The sequence below is a fragment of the Nonomuraea sp. C10 genome (assembly GCF_008017515.1).
Taxonomy (GTDB): Bacteria; Actinomycetota; Actinomycetes; order Streptosporangiales; family Streptosporangiaceae; genus Nonomuraea; species Nonomuraea ferruginea.
In genome coordinates, this window is record NZ_VPFF01000001.1 from 5,025,757 (window position 1) to 5,042,906 (window position 17,150).

19 protein-coding genes are annotated in these 17,150 nt (G+C 72.1%); 14 read left to right on the forward strand and 5 right to left on the reverse strand.

Going from position 1 to position 17,150, the window contains the following annotated elements; all coding sequences use genetic code 11:
• Genes FR742_RS23170 through FR742_RS23185 form a run of 4 tightly spaced genes read left to right on the forward strand, consistent with a single transcriptional unit; the run spans position 1 to position 3,307 of the window.
• Positions 1-888: an ABC transporter ATP-binding protein gene (locus tag FR742_RS23170; RefSeq protein WP_148032879.1), complete on the forward strand. Its 888-nt coding sequence runs from the start codon at positions 1-3 to the stop codon at positions 886-888.
• Complete coding sequence (locus FR742_RS23175) at positions 885-1,604, forward strand: ABC transporter permease (RefSeq protein ID WP_148032880.1); 720 nt, start codon at positions 885-887, stop codon at positions 1,602-1,604. Before FR742_RS23170 ends, FR742_RS23175 begins: the two co-directional genes overlap by 4 nt.
• 9 nt (positions 1,605-1,613) lie before the next feature.
• The gene (locus FR742_RS23180) at positions 1,614-2,699 is read left to right on the forward strand and encodes a sensor histidine kinase (protein ID WP_148032881.1); all 1,086 of its coding nucleotides are present in this window, start codon (positions 1,614-1,616) and stop codon (positions 2,697-2,699) included.
• Entirely contained in the window at positions 2,696-3,307 is a 612-nt protein-coding gene (locus FR742_RS23185; RefSeq protein WP_148032882.1) for a DNA-binding response regulator, read from the forward strand. The genes FR742_RS23180 and FR742_RS23185 overlap by 4 nt, the downstream gene beginning before the upstream one ends.
• A gap of 12 nt (positions 3,308-3,319) precedes the next feature.
• Here the strand turns inward: FR742_RS23185 and FR742_RS23190 are convergent, their stop codons facing one another.
• From FR742_RS23190 to npdG, 4 genes are all read right to left on the reverse strand, one after another.
• On the reverse strand, positions 3,320-3,616 hold the full coding sequence (locus tag FR742_RS23190) for a hypothetical protein (RefSeq protein WP_148032883.1): 297 nt from the start codon (positions 3,614-3,616) through the stop codon (positions 3,320-3,322).
• A gap of 43 nt (positions 3,617-3,659) precedes the next feature.
• Positions 3,660-4,115, reverse strand: coding sequence for a hypothetical protein (locus FR742_RS23195; RefSeq protein ID WP_222709027.1), 456 nt, complete (start codon positions 4,113-4,115; stop codon positions 3,660-3,662).
• A 142-nt stretch (positions 4,116-4,257) separates the two neighbouring features.
• Positions 4,258-4,965, reverse strand: a complete 708-nt coding sequence (locus tag FR742_RS23200; RefSeq protein WP_148032884.1) for a MerR family transcriptional regulator — start codon at positions 4,963-4,965, stop codon at positions 4,258-4,260.
• Positions 4,966-5,168: 203 nt separating this feature from the next.
• Positions 5,169-5,822: an NADPH-dependent F420 reductase gene (npdG, locus tag FR742_RS23205; protein WP_148032885.1), complete on the reverse strand. Its 654-nt coding sequence runs from the start codon at positions 5,820-5,822 to the stop codon at positions 5,169-5,171.
• A gap of 150 nt (positions 5,823-5,972) precedes the next feature.
• Here npdG and FR742_RS23210 point away from each other — a divergent pair, with 150 nt between their 5' ends.
• Positions 5,973-6,551: a hypothetical protein gene (locus FR742_RS23210; protein ID WP_148032886.1), complete on the forward strand. Its 579-nt coding sequence runs from the start codon at positions 5,973-5,975 to the stop codon at positions 6,549-6,551.
• Positions 6,552-6,693: 142 nt separating this feature from the next.
• Here the strand turns inward: FR742_RS23210 and FR742_RS23215 are convergent, their stop codons facing one another.
• A complete protein-coding gene (locus tag FR742_RS23215; RefSeq protein ID WP_148032887.1) occupies positions 6,694-7,653 on the reverse strand; it encodes a LysR family transcriptional regulator in 960 nt (319 codons plus the stop codon).
• 72 nt (positions 7,654-7,725) lie between these two features.
• Between FR742_RS23215 and FR742_RS23220 the strand changes: the two genes are divergently transcribed.
• The 9 genes from FR742_RS23220 (at position 7,726) to FR742_RS23260 (ending at position 17,131) form a co-directional block, all read left to right on the forward strand.
• Positions 7,726-8,019, forward strand: coding sequence for a hypothetical protein (locus FR742_RS23220; RefSeq protein ID WP_148032888.1), 294 nt, complete (start codon positions 7,726-7,728; stop codon positions 8,017-8,019).
• A gap of 141 nt (positions 8,020-8,160) precedes the next feature.
• Positions 8,161-9,195, forward strand: a complete 1,035-nt coding sequence (locus FR742_RS23225) for an SIS domain-containing protein (RefSeq protein WP_148032889.1) — start codon at positions 8,161-8,163, stop codon at positions 9,193-9,195.
• Between the two features lie 5 nt (positions 9,196-9,200).
• Positions 9,201-10,031 carry a PfkB family carbohydrate kinase gene (locus FR742_RS23230; RefSeq protein ID WP_148032890.1) on the forward strand — a complete coding sequence of 277 codons (831 nt, stop codon included), beginning with the start codon at positions 9,201-9,203 and terminating at the stop codon, positions 10,029-10,031.
• Positions 10,028-10,807: an ATP-binding cassette domain-containing protein gene (locus tag FR742_RS23235; protein WP_148032891.1), complete on the forward strand. Its 780-nt coding sequence runs from the start codon at positions 10,028-10,030 to the stop codon at positions 10,805-10,807. Before FR742_RS23230 ends, FR742_RS23235 begins: the two co-directional genes overlap by 4 nt.
• The gene (locus tag FR742_RS23240; protein ID WP_148032892.1) at positions 10,804-11,853 is read left to right on the forward strand and encodes an ABC transporter permease; all 1,050 of its coding nucleotides are present in this window, start codon (positions 10,804-10,806) and stop codon (positions 11,851-11,853) included. The genes FR742_RS23235 and FR742_RS23240 overlap by 4 nt, the downstream gene beginning before the upstream one ends.
• Positions 11,854-11,911: 58 nt before the next feature.
• The gene (locus tag FR742_RS23245; RefSeq protein WP_148032893.1) at positions 11,912-12,916 is read left to right on the forward strand and encodes a substrate-binding domain-containing protein; all 1,005 of its coding nucleotides are present in this window, start codon (positions 11,912-11,914) and stop codon (positions 12,914-12,916) included.
• A 3-nt stretch (positions 12,917-12,919) separates the two neighbouring features.
• Positions 12,920-14,971, forward strand: a complete 2,052-nt coding sequence (locus tag FR742_RS23250; RefSeq protein WP_148032894.1) for a hydantoinase/oxoprolinase family protein — start codon at positions 12,920-12,922, stop codon at positions 14,969-14,971.
• Positions 14,968-16,659: a hydantoinase B/oxoprolinase family protein gene (locus FR742_RS23255; protein ID WP_148032895.1), complete on the forward strand. Its 1,692-nt coding sequence runs from the start codon at positions 14,968-14,970 to the stop codon at positions 16,657-16,659. The genes FR742_RS23250 and FR742_RS23255 overlap by 4 nt, the downstream gene beginning before the upstream one ends.
• 1 nt (position 16,660) lies before the next feature.
• Complete coding sequence (locus FR742_RS23260; RefSeq protein ID WP_148032896.1) at positions 16,661-17,131, forward strand: VOC family protein; 471 nt, start codon at positions 16,661-16,663, stop codon at positions 17,129-17,131.
• Positions 17,132-17,150 lie beyond the last annotated feature (19 nt).

Sequence of the window (17,150 nt, forward strand, 5' to 3'; positions counted from 1 at the left end):
ATGACAGCGATCCTGGTGAACGAGCTCGTCAAGCGCTACGGCGCCTTCGAGGCGGTGAAGGGCGTCTCGTTCGAGGTGCCCGCCGGGCAGATCTTCGCCCTGCTCGGCAGGAACGGCGCGGGCAAGACCACGACCGTGGAGGTGCTGGCCGGGTTCCAGCGGCCTGACGGCGGCTCGGTGCGGGTGCTCGGCCTCGACCCGATGGCCGACCGGGCGGCGGTACGGCAGCGTACCGGCGTCATGTTGCAGGAGGCGGGGTTCTTCCCCGACCTGACCGTGGCGCAGACCGTCGACACCTGGCGCGACTTCACCTCCGCGCCGCGTCCCCGCGAGGAGGCGCTGGAGCTGGCCGGGCTGAAGGAGAAGGCGGCGACCAGGGTGCGCCAGCTGTCCGGCGGGGAGAAACGGCGGCTCGACCTGGCGCTGGCCCTGCTTGGCCGGCCCGACGTGCTGTTCCTCGACGAGCCGACCGCCGGCATGGACCCGCGGGCGCGCGTGGACACCTGGGAGGTGGTGCGCGAGCTGGCCCGGCAGGGCACCACGGTCCTGCTGACCACCCACTACCTGGAGGAGGCGCAGCGGCTGGCCGCCGCCATGGCGATCATGGACGAGGGCGCGGTCGTGGCCGCGGGCGGCATGGCCGAGACGCTGGCCAGGCTGCGCGGCCGGGTGGCGTTCCGGCTGCCCGCCGGTGTGCGGCCCGATGACCTGCCGCTGCCGGTCTCGCTCGACGGCGAGCTGGCCGTATGCCGCGCCAACGACCCCGACCTGGCCGCCCAGACGCTGCTGACCTGGGCCGCCGGGCGCGGCCTGCGGCTGGCGGGCCTGGAGGTCCGCACCGCCACCCTCGAAGACCTCTTCCTCGACCTGCCCAGGAGCGCACGATGAGTCTCGCCGCGACCTACCGGCTCGGCACCCGCCTGTTCTGGAAGGACCGGGGCATGCTCTTCGGCTCGGTCGTCACGCCCGTGGGCCTGGCCATCGGGCTGCCGGTCCTGATGCGGAACGTCACCAGCGCGGGCGCAGCCGACGTCGCCCATCTCTTCCACGGCATGATCGCGATCGTCCTGGCGACCACCACGTTCATGACCATGGTCGTCGCCCTCACCATGCGCCGTGACCAGCTCGTGCTCAAGCGGCTGCGTACGACCGAGCTGACCGACGGGCAGATCCTGGGCGGGCAGATCGCCAGCGTCGTGACCCAGACCGTGGTCATCGTCGCGCTGTCGGCGGTGGCGGTGCGGGTCCTGGCGGGGGTGCCGCTGCCGGACGACCCGCTGCTGTTCGCGGCGGCCGTCGTGGCGGGTTCGGCGGTGATGGCGCTGCTGGCCGCCGCGTACACGGCGGCGATCCCGCGGGCCGAGCTGTCGGCCGCGTTCGCCATGCCGGTGTTCCTGCTGGCCGGGGTGGGCGCGGGGGCGATGGGGCCGATCCCGCTGCCGTCCCTCGTCCAGACGGCGCTCGACCTGCTGCCGACCGCCGCCGTGGTCGCCGCGGTGCGCCACGGCGAGGTGCTGGCGCCCGCGCTGAACCTGGCCGCGTGGACCGTGATCGGGGTCGTGAGCCTGAGGCTCTGGTTCCGGTGGGAGCCGAGGCGCTCATAATCTGACGTCGTGACCTCCACCTCCGCCCGGCGCATGGCGAGCGGCCTGCTGACCGGCGTCGCCATCGCCTACACGCTGCTCGGGCTGCTCTACTACCAGTTCGGCGCGCTGCTGGGGCTCATGGCGACGGCGATGATGCTGACGGTCGTGGCCCTGCACTACGTGAACATGCGGGCGGGGCTGCGCGGCGGGCGGCCTGCCCTGTTCCCGCTCACGCTGGTGCTGCAGGCGCTGGTCACCTACGTGCCCGACTTCCTGCTGCCGTCCGGCTACTCGTCGGTGGCGGCGCCGATGCTGGCCGGAAGCGTGCTGGTGCTCCTGCCGCTGCGCTGGGGCGGGCCGCTCGTCGCGGTGATGACGCTGTACGGGGCGACCGCGACCTGGCTCGGCCTGCCCTTCGCCATCGTGTCCTTCTTCTTCACCCTCGCCGTGCCCATCACCGGGGCCATGATCTACACGCTGGTGCGGCTGGCCAGGCTCGCCGCCGACCTGGAGGAGGCCAGGGCGGAGCTGGCCGAGGCGGCGGTGCTGAAGGAGCGGCTGCGCATCTCCCGCGACCTGCACGACGGGCTGGGCCGCAGCCTCACCGCCATCGCGCTCAAGGGCGACCTGGCCTCCCGGCTGCTCGACCGCGACCCCGCGTCGGCGCGGGGCGAGGTGACGGAGCTGGTCCAGGTGGCCAGGGAGGCGGCGCAGGACGTGCGGCAGGTGGCGCGCGGCTACCGCGAGCTGTCGCTGGCGGGCGAGACGGACCGGGCGGTGGCGCTGCTGGAGTCGTCGGGGGTGCGCTGCCAGGCCCACCTGGCGGACGTGACGCCGCCGAAGCGGTCGGACGAGGCGCTGGCCTGGGCCGTGCGGGAGGCGGTCACCAACATCCTGCGCCACAGCCACGCCACCACCTGCACGATCACCACGTCGGCCCGTGACGGGAGGGTGCGCCTGGAGGTGGCCGACGACGGCGTCCCGGACGCTCCTGTCGTCCTCGGGGGCGGGCTGACCGGGCTGGCCGAGCGGGCCGCCCAGGCCGGCGGCACCCTCACCGCGGCGCGCGGCGAGACGGGCGGCTTCCTGCTGGCGATGGAGGTCCCGGCATGACGGCCATCAGGGTGATGCTGGCCGAGGACATGCACATGATCCGGGCCGCGCTCACCGCGCTGCTGCGCCTGGAGTCCGACATCGACGTGGTCGCCGAGGTGACGCGCGGCGACGAGATCGTGCCCGCCGCCCTGGAACACCGCCCCGACGTGGCGATCGTGGACATCGACCTGCCGGTCGTCGACGGCATCACCGCCGCCGCCGAGCTGCGCGAGCGGCTCCCCGAGTGCCGGATCCTCGTGCTGACCGCGCTCGGGCAGCCAGGCCAGGTGCGCCGCGCGCTGACGGCCGGGATCGGGGCGTTCCTGGTCAAGGACGCGCCCGGCCACCGGCTCGCCGACGCCATCCGGCGCACCGCGGCGGGGCTGCGGGTGCTCGATCCCGAGCTGGTGTCGGCGGCGATGGAGTACGGCGAGAGCCCGCTGACGCCGCGCGAGTCGACCGTGCTCAAGGAGGCCGCCCGGGGCGCCTCGGCGGAGGAGATCGCCTCCCGCCTGCACCTGTCGCCCGGCACGGTGCGCAACTACCTGACGGGCGCGATCACCAAGACGGGCGCCCGCAACAAGATCGACGCCATTCGCATCGCGGAAGACGCCGGTTGGCTCTGACGCGGCCCTCCATCACTTGTTGGATCTCACGATGATGTGCTGCGAACCGTTGACGTTGTTCTGGCTGCCCTCATAGGCATTGTTGGACTTGTAGGATCCGATCACGTTCGCGAAGTTTCCGCTGTTGACGGACTTTCCCTTGTTCCAAAAGTTTCCCCTGTTTCGGGAATTACCCCTGTCCAGGGGATGGCCCGCCTCAGCCACGCTGGACGTCGCGGGATTCTGCCGGATCGCCGACTCGGCGGGAGAGGCGGGCGTCCCCGCCGCGAGCAACGCCAGTCCGATACCGGCGATGGCAAGACCAGTCATATGCATTCACACTCCAATGTTTCCCGCTCTTACCGCCGCCGGGTCACCGCACGAGAGACTGGGATCCGTTGGCCGTGTTCCCGCTGTTGGTCGCGTTGTTGCTCGCTGTGGAGCCGTTCACGTTCGAGAAGTTGCCGCTGTTGATGGGGTCCCCCTCGCTGTAATAATTCCCACTGTTGGTGGAGTTACCGCTGTTTTCTGCGCCGTTGACGCATTTCGTGGGAGAATTAGAGGAAGGCGAGTTGTAGTTGACCAGCCGGTTGCCGCAGAAGACGCCGGGGACCATGTGCAACACCGTGCCCAGGTCGGCGCCCAGCAGGCGCGACAGCTCAGAAGGCGCCTGGGGTTCCGGGTCGGCCGCCGACATACCGGCTCCGGCCGTCATCATGCCGGAAGCGGTCATTGTCACGACCATGGCGAGCCGAATCAGATTTCTCTGCAGAGATCCCACTACCGCCTCCGAATACCAGTTGCAGGTCGTTTCACGATCGCCGAGCATATAGTCCGCCGCAAAGCGCGCACAACGTTGCCGGCGCCGTGTCGCATTTCTGTGAACGCCGGCCGAATGAAATAGGCCGAGGATTCAGGAAATTGGCCGCGTCTCATGCGGAACCGGCTTCGAAAGGACCTGTCCAGCCGGGTCAGAGGCCGCGCAGGCGGAGGTAGGCGGCGAGTTCGGCCGTGCCGTCGAGCATCGCCCGGCCGCGCCGCCGGAGGCGGGAGCGCCAGGTGCTCAGCGCTTCCTCCAGCGGGCCGATCCCGCCGGCCTCCCGGACGTTCGCGATCGCCCCGGCGATCTGACGCAGCGGGTAGCCGCCGCGCCGGAGCTGGCGGGCCAGGTGCGCGTCGCGTACCGCGGCGGGCGGGTAGCGGCGGTAGCCGGTCACCGGGTCGCGTTCGGCGCGGAGGATCCCGGCCTTCTCCCACTTGCGGAGCGTGGCCGGGTGGATGCCGAGCCGGCGGGCGAGGGCGCCCACGGACGGCGCCCCGCGTACCGGCTCGTCGCCCGCCGGTGCGAGTTCGGTGAGGGCGGCGGTCACCTCGTCCAGCGTGGCCCGGTCGCGCAGGATCTCGGCGTGGCCCTGGTCGAGGAGGCGGAAGACGGCCTCCTCGTCGCCCGCGTTGGCGGCCCGCAGGATCGCGGCCGCGCCCTGGTGCCCGAACCCCGGCCGGAGCGCCAGAAAGGCCCGGAGGGCCTGGGCGTGGACCGGCGTGTAGCGGCGGTACCCCTGGTCACCGCGCGGGGCCGGGGGCAGGATCCCGTCATCCTCGTAGTTGCGCACGGCCTGCGCGGACAGCCCGTGCTCCCGGGCAAGGTCACTGGGCCGAAGCCGGTCAGCGCGCGTCACCTGCACCTCCGGACGAGGTCACTGGGCCAGGGCCGGTCGGCGCGCGTCACCTGTGCCTCCGCTTCGTGAGCTCCTGGACGGCCGCTTGGTCCGGCGCTGCCGGATCTGTCCACGTCCGCGACGACGTGCGCGTCCCTCAGGGCGGATACCGGTTGCCTCGGCTCACGGTCGCGAGCCGAGGCGCGGTCGTACGGAGGAGGCCGTCAGATGTCGGTGACGCGGATGCCTGCGTGGGCCTTGTAGCGGCGGTTGACCGAGATGATGTTCGCGGTCAGCGCCTCCACCTGGAAGGCGTTGCGCAGCCGCCCGCCGTAGACGCCGCGCACACCGGGGATCAGGTCGGCCAGCGCCTGCACGGTGTCGGTCGCCTCCCGGTCGTCGCCCAGCACCAGCACGTCGAGGTCCACCTTCTCCACCGCCGGGTCCATCAGCACGACGGCCGACACATGGTGGAACGCCGCCACCACCCGGCTCTCGGGAAGCACCGCCGCCGCCTGCTGGGCCGCGCTGCCCTCCTCGACGGGCAGCGCGTAGGCGCCCTGCTTGTCGAAGCCCAGCGGGTTCACGCAGTCGACCACGATCTTCCCGGCGAGCTGCGTGGCCAGCGACTCCAGCAGCGCCTTGTGCCCGTCGTACGGCACCGCCACGATCACGAGGTCGCACTCGGCGGCCACGACGGCGTTCTCCGCCCCGGTGGCTCCGGCCCCGATGGACTCGGCCGCCTCCCGCGCCCGCTCGGCGCGCCGCGACCCGATCACCACCTTGAGCCCGGCCAGCGCGAACCGCCGCGCCAGCCCCTTCCCCTGGTCACCGGTGCCGCCCAGAATGCCGATGCTCAGCCCGCTCACGTCAGTCATACGACGCATCATGCCAGCACGCCATCAGCGCCCACACACGCCCCCGGCGCGGCGGACGCCACCAGCTGTCAAGGACTGACACGTCGGGGGTGCACGAAGGTCACCGCGAAACCTCTCACCCCGGACGCACCTGTCAGGCACGATGGAGCCATGGATTCAGGGGCGGTCGCACACCTGCGGGAAGTCCTCGCGGAGACGGGCTGGGTGGAGCGCACCCGCGAGCTGGGCCGGGCGCTGCGCACCACCCGCTCCCCCGGCGGGCTGCTGCTGGTGGGCACGCCCGGCGACGAGCCCTGGCACCTGACCGCGCACCTCACCGACGAGGCCCGCCTGTCCGGCCTGCCGCAGCTCGCGCCCACCCTGGTCCGCTGGTCACCGCCCGCCGGCGCCCCCGCCCACCTCCGGGTGGGGCTGGAGCGGATCGAGCGTACGACGCGCGGCGAGACGCTGTTCGTGGTGGCCGGGCAGCAGGCGCCGGCCCCGCTCCTGGAGCGGGTCGACGACGCCCGCCGCGTCGGCGCCACCATCCTGGCCCTGGAGAGCGGCGACGCTGAGCTGGCCGGGCTGGCGCACGACGCGATCGCCGTCCCCGAGCACGCGCCGGTCAGCTTCGACGGCGCCCAGCACCTGGTGAGCATCGCCGCGGGCGAGATCCCGCAACGGCCAGGGCTGCGCGAGCGGCTGGCCCGCCTGCTCGACAAGATGAGCGGCCCCCGCGTCTCCGACTGACAGCGGGCGGCATCTCGCCGCTCGGCGCGGACTCCGTAGTCGTTCCGCGGCAAGACGCGCACGACGCCGGCCTGCTGCCCGGCGACACCCTCGCCTGCCGCGCCGGCCGCCTCGCTGTCCAGTCAGGCACGCTCCGCGGTGGTCAGCCGGGGATCTCGTCGCGGGGCTGGCCGAGGCGGGCGCTGAGCGAGGATTCCAGCTCGGCGGTGGCGCGCTCGATGGCGGCGATGACCACGGCCTGCACCGGGTCGGGTTCGCCCGAACGGGTCCGGCTCACCCGCGTGACGGCGTCGATCCGGCGGGCGCCCACGTCGCGGATGTCGCTGACCAGTACCTCGCCCTCCCGCACGTCCAGCAGCGCCAGCGTGGGCACGATCGCCACCCCGCGCCCGGCGGTCACCAGCGCCAGCGTCGGCGCGAAATCGGTGATGACGTGCAGCTTGCGCGGCTCGAACCCGTGCAGCCCGGCCAGCCGGTCGAGCGCCTGCCCACAGGCGAGGTGCGGCTCGCTCGCCACCCACGGCACGTCCGCCAGCTCGGAGACGTGCCGGGGCGGCTCCGGCCAGTCAGGCGGCACCACGACGCGATATTCGTCGACGAACAGGGCGCGCGTGGCCAGCGAGGGCTGGGCGAGCACGGGCCGGCTCATGTCCTGCTCGGTGATGAGCACGTCCGCCTCCCCCAGCCGCAGCTCCTGCAGCGCTGGCGGCCCGAAGACCTCGTGGATGGCGGGCTCGATCCTCGGGTGGCGGGCGGCGAGGTCGCGCAGGGCCGGCACCAGGATGTGCTGGATCACCGTGGGGAACGCGGCGATGCGCACCGGCCCGGCCAGCCGCTCGGTGAAGCGGGTCAGCTCCCGCCTGGCCTCGGCCAGCTCCTCCTCGACCCGCTCCGCGTACCCGGCGAGGACCCGCCCGGCGGGGGTGAGCGAGACGCGGCGCTGCGAGCGGTCGACGAGCGCCAGCCCGACCTCCCGCTCCAGCTGCACGAGCTGCTGGGAGACCGCCGAGGGGGTCAGATGCAATGCCTCCGCGGCCCGCATGACGCCGCCGCGCAGGTGGACCTCGCGCAGCACGCGTAACCGCCGGGGGTCGATGTCCATGAAGCCGACCTTACGCGTGTCCGCGATTTCCGTTGATTGCCCTTCCGCTCGGCGGATCCGCAGAATGTCCTGATGGATCTTCTCCTCGAGGCCATCGGCTGGCTCGGCGCCGCCCTGCTCCTGACCGGTTACGCCCTGGTCTCGTCCGCCCGGGTGCACGGCGACGGGCTCCTCTATCAGCTCATCAACCTGGGCGGCGCGGTCGGCCTCATGGTCAACAGCGCCTACAACGACGCCTGGCCCTCGGCGGGGCTGAACCTGGTGTGGGCCTCCATCGGCGTGGTCGCCTTGGTCAAGCTGATGAGGCTGGCCCGGTCGGCACGCGCTGACGGTACGGGCGATTCCGCTCCCGCCTTGAACGAGTGACACCGCTCACGTCAAGACGGTTACCCAAACGTTATTGAATTTCTCTGGCCGACGCTGACCTGGGGGTGGCAGCGTTGACGTCAACGCGGGAACGTTCTCGCAAGGTCGAACTAGGACAAAACAACCAGCTCAAGGATAGGTATGCCTTCCCCTGCCCTGCCCCTGCGCCCCATCGCGTCGGACATCGCGTCGACTCTGCGCACCACCGTGGGCCAGCGCGCGCTCACTCAGGAGATCGCCGCCGAGGCGGTGCGCCGTGACGTCGACACCGTGCTCTTCGCCGGAGTCGGCGGGTCATGGGCGTCGTCGGTCGCCGCCACCATGTCGCTCGGCGCCAAGGCCACCGGGTTCGGCGTGCAGAACGTCAACGCCGGCGAGTTCCCGCTCACCCACCTCGGCCGCACCGGGCGGCGCACGCTGGTGATCGCCTCCTCGCACTCGGGCGGCACGCCCGAGACCGTCGCCGCGGCCCAGGCCGCCGCCAAGGCCGGCGCGCTGGTCGTGAGCGTGGCCAGGGACGCCGACAACGAGCTGGCGCGGGCCGCCGAGTTCAGCCTCGTCTACGGCAGCGAGAGCACCGCCACCGGCGGCAAGTACGAGCTCCTGGAAGAGATGTCCTGCTCCCTGCTGGAGGCCCACGGCCTCAAGGACGGGGTGGACGAGCTGCGGGCGGCCCTCGACCTCATCCCCGACGCCACCGCCGCGGCCGTGGACGAGACCGAGCGGGCCACCGCCGAAGCCGTGGCGCGGCTCTACGACGCCGACAACATCTTCGTGCTGGGCACCGGCCGGCTGCTGGGCCTGGCGTACATGCTGTCGGTCTGCTACCTGGTCGAGATGCAGCGGCAGAAGTCCACCCACCTCAACAGCGCCGACTTCTTCCACGGCCCGTTCGAGATCGTGGACCCGCGCAGCACGCGGGTCATCCACCTCATGAGCGAGGACGAGACGCGGCCGATCTCGGAGCGGGTCAACGCTTTCCTCTCCCGGTACGGCCGCGAGCACTACGTCGTGGACCCGGCGAAGCTGACCCTCCCCGGGATCGACCCGGCGGTCCGCGGCAAGGTGGCCCACATCGCCATGGCGTCGGTGGCCTCCCGCATCGCGTACCACTTCGAGCCGCTGACCGGTCACGATCTCGACATCCGCCGATACATGCACAAGGTCGAGTACTGAGCCCGATGACGACACGCATGTGCGGCGTGGGGGACAACGTCGTCGATCGTTATCTCCACGCCGGTCTGATGTATCCGGGAGGCAGCGCGGCCAACGTGGCGGTGCACTCCCGGCGCCTGGGCGCGACCGCCGGCTACCTCGGCGTCCTCGGTGACGACGAGGCGGCGGCGCACGTGCTCAAGGCGCTGCTGGCCGAGGACGTCGACGTCACGCGGGTGCGGCACCGGGCGGAGCCCAACTCCTTCGCCGACGTCACACTCGACGACGAGGGCAACCGCTTCTTCGGAACGTTCCAACCGCCGGTTACCCGCATCGAGCTCGACGACCGGGATCTCGCCTACCTGTCCGGCTGCGACTGGGTCCACACCGGGCACAGCAGCTTCACGGTCTCCGAGGTGCCGAAGATGCACGCGGTCACCGCCGTCGCCTACGACTTCTCGTACCAGGGCCTCGACGTCGCGGCCCCGGTCCTGCCGTTCGTGACGGCGGCGATGTTCTCCCGGGCCGACGACACCGAGGCCGAGTGTCTCGGCCTCGTCGAGGAGGTCCGCGGCCTGGGGCCGGACACGGTCGTGGTGACCCGCGGCACCCGCGGGTCGATCGTCTGGCGGCGGGGCGAGCTGGTCGTCCAGCCCGCCGTGCCGGCCCGTGCGGTCGACACGCTGGGCGCGGGCGACGCCTACTTCGCCGCGCTCATGTGCGGCCTGTCCGACGGGCTCGCCCTGCCGGACGCGACCGCGCGGGCGGCCGCGTACGCCGCCGCGGTCTGCGAGCACTTCGGTGCTTTCGGCCATCCCACCGCCATCAGCGACTCCCGGAAGGAGGCGGCCAGATGACCGCACCCCCACCTGTCCTGGACGTGGCCGGCGTCACCAAGAGCTACGGCCACGTGCAGGCGCTGCGCGGCGTCGATCTCCAGGTTCGGCCCCGCGAGGTGCACGCCCTGGTGGGCGACAACGGCGCCGGCAAGTCCACCCTTATGAAGATCATCGCCGGCGCGGTGTCGCCCGACTCCGGCACCATCGCGGTCGACGGCCGCCCTGTGACCTTCGCCAGGCCCGCCGACGCGCAGGCGGCCGGGATCGAGACGGTCTACCAGGACCTGGCGCTCGCGCCGACCCTGACCGCCGGCGAGAACCTGTACCTGGGCCGCGAGGTGCTCAAGCCGGGGCTGCTGGGCCGGCTGGGCTTCGTCGACCGCGCCGCCATGAACCGGTCGGCCGAGCGGCAGCTGTCGACGCTGGGCGCCAAGCTGCAGTCGCTGGCCTCGGAGGTCGGCTCGCTGTCCGGCGGCCAGAAGCAGGCGGTCGCGGTGGCCCGCGCCTCGCTGTGGGGCAGCGCCCTCATCATGCTCGACGAGCCCACCGCGGCGCTCGGCGTCTCCCAGACCGAGTTCGTGCTCAAGCTCGTCGAGCAGCTGCGCGACGAGCGGGGCCTGTCGGTGCTGCTCATCTCGCACAGCATGCCGGACGTCTTCAGGGTCGCCGACCGGGTCACGGTGCTGCGCCTGGGCCAGACCGTGCTGACCGAGGAGATCTCGGCCCTGTCGACCAACGACCTCATCGCCGCCATGACCGGCGCGGGAATTCCAGCGGGTGGACCGACGACATGAGCACGATCACGCGCCCCGGCGTCGAAGCGGGGCCTTCGCTCACCGCGCGGCTGCTGGCCAGCCAGCGCTTCTCCAACCTGACGATCTTCGGACTGCTGGTCGCGATCATCGTGTTCTTCACGGTGGTCACCCCGTCCGGGACGTTCTTCTCGAACTACAACCTGACCAGCATCGCGCTGGCCGGGTCCCAGCTGCTGATCCTCTCGGCCGGCGTCACCTTCCTGCTCATCGCGGCCGGGCTCGACCTGTCGGTCGGCGCGGTGGTGGTCTTCTCCTCGGTCCTGGCCGCCAAGCTGATGCTGGGCCTGACTTCCGGCCTGGCCGGCACCGCCCAGGGCGGCGCGGAGCTGTGGCTGCCGATCCTGGCCGGCGTCGGGGCGGGTGTGGTCACCGGCGCGGCCTGGGGCCTGGTCAACGGCATGCTGGTGGTGAAGTCGAAGATCCCGTCCTTCATCGTGACGCTGGCGACCAGCACGATCATCCTCGGCCTGGCCCAGGTCTGGACCGGCGGCATGAACGTCAGCGGGGTGCCGCAGGCGCTCACCGACGCCTTCGGCATGGGCACCCTGCTCGGCGTCCCGTGGCCGGTCGTGACCGCCGCCGCGGTCACCGGCCTGCTGTGGGTCGTGCTCGCCCGTACCCGGTTCGGCCTGCGCACGTACGCGATCGGCGCCAACCCCGAGGCGGCCCGCAGGGCCGGCATCAACGTCGACCGGCACCTGCTGGCGATCTACTGCATGGTCGGCCTGCTGGCCGGGCTGGTCGGGATGATCGACATCTCGCGCTTCTCCACCGCGTCGGTCTCCGGGTACGCGAACATCGCGCTGCAGAGCATCACCGCGGTCATCATCGGCGGCACCTCACTGTGGGGCGGCCGCGGCAAGATGTCCGGCACGGTCGTCGGCGCCTTCATCCCCGCGACCCTCACCAGCGGGTTCGTGATCATGAACCTGCAGCCGTTCTGGCAGAACGTCGCGGTCGGCTGCGTCCTCATCTTCGCCGTCTTCGTCGACCAGTACCGCAGACGGGCGATGAACGTCACCTGAACACCCGGCTCAACCCCCCCTGCCTGGCCCAGAGCCGGCGAATGAGAGGAACTCCATCATGTTGCGGAATATCAAGAAGGTCGCCGTACTGGCACTGGCCGGCCTGACCCTGGCCGCGTGCGCCACCGAGGCGCCGGACACCGCCGCGAAGGCGGGCGGCACGGACGGCGCGGGCGCCAAGCCGCGGGTCGTCATGCTGCTCAACGACCAGTTCGACCCCTACTACCTGACGCTGGCCAAGGGCGCCGAGGAGAAGGCGGCGGAGCTCGGCGTCGAATTCTCCTGGCAGGCTCCGACCACGCTCGACGTGGCCGCCCAGACCCAGTTGCTGCAGTCGATCGCGGCCACCAAGCCGGACGGCATCATCATGTCGGCCCTCGACGCCAAGGCGATGTCGGCCCCGATGCGGCAGGTGAACGAGCAGGGCATCCCGATCGTCACCGTCGACGCCGACGTGGAGGACCAGGACGCCCGGCTGGCGACCTTCAAGTCCGACGGCGTCGTCAGCGGCGAGATGGCCGCCGACACCGTGAACGAGCTGCTCGCGGGCACCGGGAAGGTGGGCTACGTCGGCTACATCCCGGGCATCCAGAGCGTGGACATCCGGCTCAAGGGCTGGCAGGAGCAGCTGAAGAAGCACGCCGGCCTGGAGAACAGCGGCGAGGAGTACGCCGGCGCCGACATCTCCGAGAACGTCGCCAAGACCTCGGCCCTGATCTCCAGGGTGCCCGACCTGAAGGCCGTCTTCGCCTCCTGGACCAACGCCGCCATCGGCGCGGCCAAGGCGGTGCAGCAGGCCGGCAAGACCGGCGACATCAAGGTCGTCGGCGTGGACGCCTCCCCCGACCAGGTCGACCTGCTGCGCCAGGGCCTGGTCGACGCGCTGGTCGTGCAGAAGCCGTACGACATGGGCAAGGACGCGGTCGAGGCGCTGACCGCGTACACCAAGGACGGCACCCGCCCGCAGGGCGAGAAGCTCTACGACTTCGTCGTGGCGACGAAGGACAACCTCGACACCCCCGAGATCAGCCAGTACCTGTACGTCAAGCCGGAAGGGAAGTGAGCGATGGCCAGGCTGGGAATCGACGTCGGCGGCACCTTCACCGACGTCGTCGTCCTGCACGAGGACGGCCGCCGGGTCGTCGAGAAGGTGCCGAGCACGCCGCATGACGCCTCGATCGGCATCCTCGACGGCATCGCCCAGATCCGGCGCACCCGCGGCGTGGACGTCGCGGCGCTGGACACGTTCAGTCACGGCTCCACGGTGGCGACCAACGCCCTGCTGGAGTCCAAGCTGCCCCGCACCGCGCTGGTGGTCACCCGCGGCTTCCGCGACGTGCTGGAGATCGGCACCCAGCTCCGCGGCGACCTGTTCGACCTGCGGGTCGCCAAGCCCCGCCCGTACGTGCCCCGGTCCCTCGTCTTCGAGGCCACCGAGCGCGTGGACCGGCTGGGCGAGGTGGTGACCCCGCTGACCGACGCCGAGATCGCGCGCCTGGTCGAGGAGGTACGGGCCGCGGACGTCGAGGCGTGCGCCATCACCTTCCTGTTCGGGTTCCGCAACGAGGAGCACGAGCGGCGGCTCGCCGCGGCGCTCAGGGAGGCCATGCCGGAGCTCTCCGTGGCGGTCGGCTGCGAGGTCGCGCCGGAGATCAAGGAGTATCCGCGCGCCTGCACGACCGTGGTGAGCGCCGCGCTGCGGCCCCTGGTCGCCCGTTACATGTCCGGCATCCTGAGCGGTCTGGAGCCGGCCGGGGTCACCTGTCCCACCTTCATCATGCAGTCCAACGGCGGCGTGATGAAGGCGGAGGAGGCCGCCGCGAACGCGCACCGCATGGTGCTCTCCGGGCCCGCCGCCGGGGTCCTGGCCGCCACCCAGGTGGCCAGGCAGTCGGCGTACCCGGACCAGATCACGTTCGACATGGGCGGCACCTCCACCGACATCTGCCTGATCCACGAGGGCCGGGCCAGGGTCGAGCGGGAGAGCGTGTTCGAGGGGCGGCCCATGCTGGTGCCCCAGTTCGACATCCACACCATCGGCTCGGGCGGCGGCTCCCTGGCGAGCGTCGACGAGGCCGGCGGGCTGCGCGTCGGGCCCGAGAGCGCCGGCGCGATGCCCGGCCCCGCCTGCTACGGCCGGGGCGGGACGCGTCCCACCACCACGGACGCGCACCTGGTGCTGGGCCGGATCGACCCGGCGGCGTTCCTCGGCGGCGAGATGCCCCTGGACGTGGAGGCGGCCAGGCGGGCGGTGAAGACGCACGTGGCCGACCCGCTCGGCGTCGACGTCGACACCGCGGCCATCGGCATCCTCGACGTGGCCGACGCGATCATGGCCCGCGGCGTCCGCGTGGTCAGCGTCAACCGCGGCCACGACCCGCGCGACTTCTACCTGCTGCCGTTCGGCGGCGCCGGGCCGATGCACGCGCTCAGCGTCGGCGCCCTGGTGGACGTCGGCGGCGTGCTGATCCCGCCGAGCCCCGGCACGTTCTCGGCGGTCGGCCTGGCCGGCTCCGACATCAAGTACACCTTCGCCCGCGTGGTCGACGCCGGCGTCGGCGACGTGCCGGCGGAGGACGTCGAGGCCCTGTACCAGGGCATGGTCGAGACGGCCGCCGAGCGGTTCGCCGGCACCGGCGTCAAGCGCGTGGACCACGTGCGGCTGGCCCGGTTCCGCTACGCCTGGCAGGACAACGACGTCGAGGTGCTCATCGACGCCCCGGAACTCGACGCCGGCGCGCTGGCGGACGCGGTCAAGCGCTTCCACGAGCAGCACCGGTTCGAGTTCGGTCACAGCAACCCCGAGGAGCGGGTGGAGCTGGTGGCCGTCGGCCTGGAGGCGTACGGGATCCTGGACCACGGCCCCGGCGTCCCGGCCCGTACGGACGAGGCGGGCGGCGAGCCCGCCCGCCACCGCGAGGTCTACTTCAAGGGCCCCGGCCGGGTGCGGACCCCGGTGTACGAGCGCGGCGCGCTGGCGCCGGGCACCGTGCTGCGCGGCCCGGCGATCGTCGAGGAGCGGGAGGCCACCACGGTGGTCGTTCCCGGCACCACGCTCCGGGTCGACGACGACCTCAACCTGGTCATCACCTACGACAAGCCCGGCGAGGAGGCATGATGACGCCGCGCGAGAACGGCGCCGACCCGATCACCACCGAGGTCGTCCGGCATGCGCTGGAGACCATCGCCGAGGAGATGGGCACCGCGCTGCGCCGCACCGCGCTCAGCGTGGTGGTCAAGGACATGCGCGACTACTCCTGCGCGCTGTTCGACGCCCGGGGGCGGATGCTCGCCGCCGCGCTCGACATCCCGAGTCTGCTCGCGTCCATGGCACCGGCGCTGCGCGCCTGCCTGGACAAGTGGGGTGAGGACATCCATCCCGGGGACGTCTTCATCAACAACCATCCCTACCTGGGCGCCTGCCAGACCAACGACATCAACATCTTCGTCCCGGTCTTCGACGCCGCCGCGACGCTCGTCGGGTTCACCGGCGTCATCGCCCACCACGCCGACTGGGGCGGGCGCACCCCCGGCACGGCCGCGGCCCGGTCGGAGTCGGCGTACGAGGAGGGCGTGCTCCTCCCTGCGCTGAAGGTGGAGGTCAAGGGGGTTCCCGAGCGGGGCCTGCTGGACATCATCACCGCCAACACCCGTCACCCGGCCCAGAACCACGGCGACCTGCGGGCGCAGATCGCGGCGGCCCGCTCCGGCGCCGGCCGGTTCGCGGGCCTGGCCGGGAAGTTCGGCACCGGCCTGCTGCTCGACACGTTCGAGGAGCTGTTCGCCTACACCGTGCGGCGGACCCGCGCGGAGATCGCCAAGCTTCCGGACGGCGACTACACGGCGGAGGGCTGCCTGGACAACGACGGGCTCGACCTCGACGCCCCGGTGAGGATAGTGGTCAAGGCGGTGATCTCGGGCGAGGAGATCCACTTCGACTTCACCGGCTCCGACCCGCAGATGCGCGGCGGGATGAACATCCCCGACTCGACCCTGCGCTCCGTGGTGCACTATGCGGTGAAGTGCCTGATGCCCTCCGACGTGCCGTTCAACGAGGGCTCGCTGGATCCGGTCTCCTTCCACGCGCCCCGCGGCACGGCGGTCAACCCCGAGTTCCCCGCCGCGGTCGGGGACCGGCACCTGGCCTCGCAGCGCCTGGCGTCCATCGTCACCCGGGCGCTGGCCGCGGCGGCTCCGCACCGCGCGTCCGCGGAGTGGTTCGTGGGCTGGCCGGTGCTCATCTGCGAGTCCCGCTCCCCCAAGTCGGGAGACGGCGTGGTCCTGCTGGCCAACGTCGCCGGCGGCGCGGGCGCCTGCGTGGACCACGACGGCGCCGACGCCCTCGACGTGCACATGGCCAACTGCCAGCTGATCCCGGCCGAGGTGATCGAGTCCTCCTACGAGCTGCGGGTGGAGCGGTACGCGCTCATCCCCGACTCGGGGGGCGCCGGCCGTCACCGGGGCGGGCTCGGCATCCGGGCCGACTACCGCAACATCTCCAGCAAGCCGCTGGGCTTCCTGTCGGAGGCCGAGCAGACCCGGCCGGAGTTCGCGCCGCAAGGGCTGACCGGCGGCCGGCCGGGGATGCCCGCGTCGCTGGCGCTGATCCACGAGGACGGCACCGAGACCGCGCTCCCCTCCAAGGGCCAGGGCTCGGCCCTGCCGGGTGAGATCGTCAGCCTGCGCGCGGGCGGCGGCGGCGGTTACGGCGACCCGGCCGAGCGCCCGGCCGAGCTGGTCGAGGCCGACCTCAGGGACGGCCGGATCACCGCGGCGGGCGCGGCCGCCTACGAGAGGACGCGCTGACATGGCCGCCGGGTTCCTGGGCGTGGCGCACGTCGGGATCGTGGTCGACGACCTGGAGGAGGCCGTCGCGGCCACCACGCCCGTGGCCGGCGGGTGGAGCGACATCCTGGAGTGGGACACCGTGGTCCGCTTCCCCGACGGCTCGCGCGAGGAGCGTCCGGTACGGTTCGTCACCGCCGCGAGCGGGCCCGCCCACGTCAAGATGATCGAGTCGGCCGAGGGCAGCGTCTGGGCCCCCACCGGCGGGGTGCAGCAGCTGCACCACCTCACCTACTGGGTGCCGGACATCGAGGAGGCCACGGCCGGGCTCCTGGCGACCGGCAGGTACCGCGTCGAGGCCGACGGGCTGGAGCCTGACGACAGCGTCCGGTTCCGCTACCTGCTCAACGACCTCGGCCTGCGGATCGAGCTCGGACTGCTGGCCAACAAGCCCGGCTTCGACAGCTGGGCGGCGGGCGGCGAGCACGCCTGACCGCGCACGGGGCCCGGCG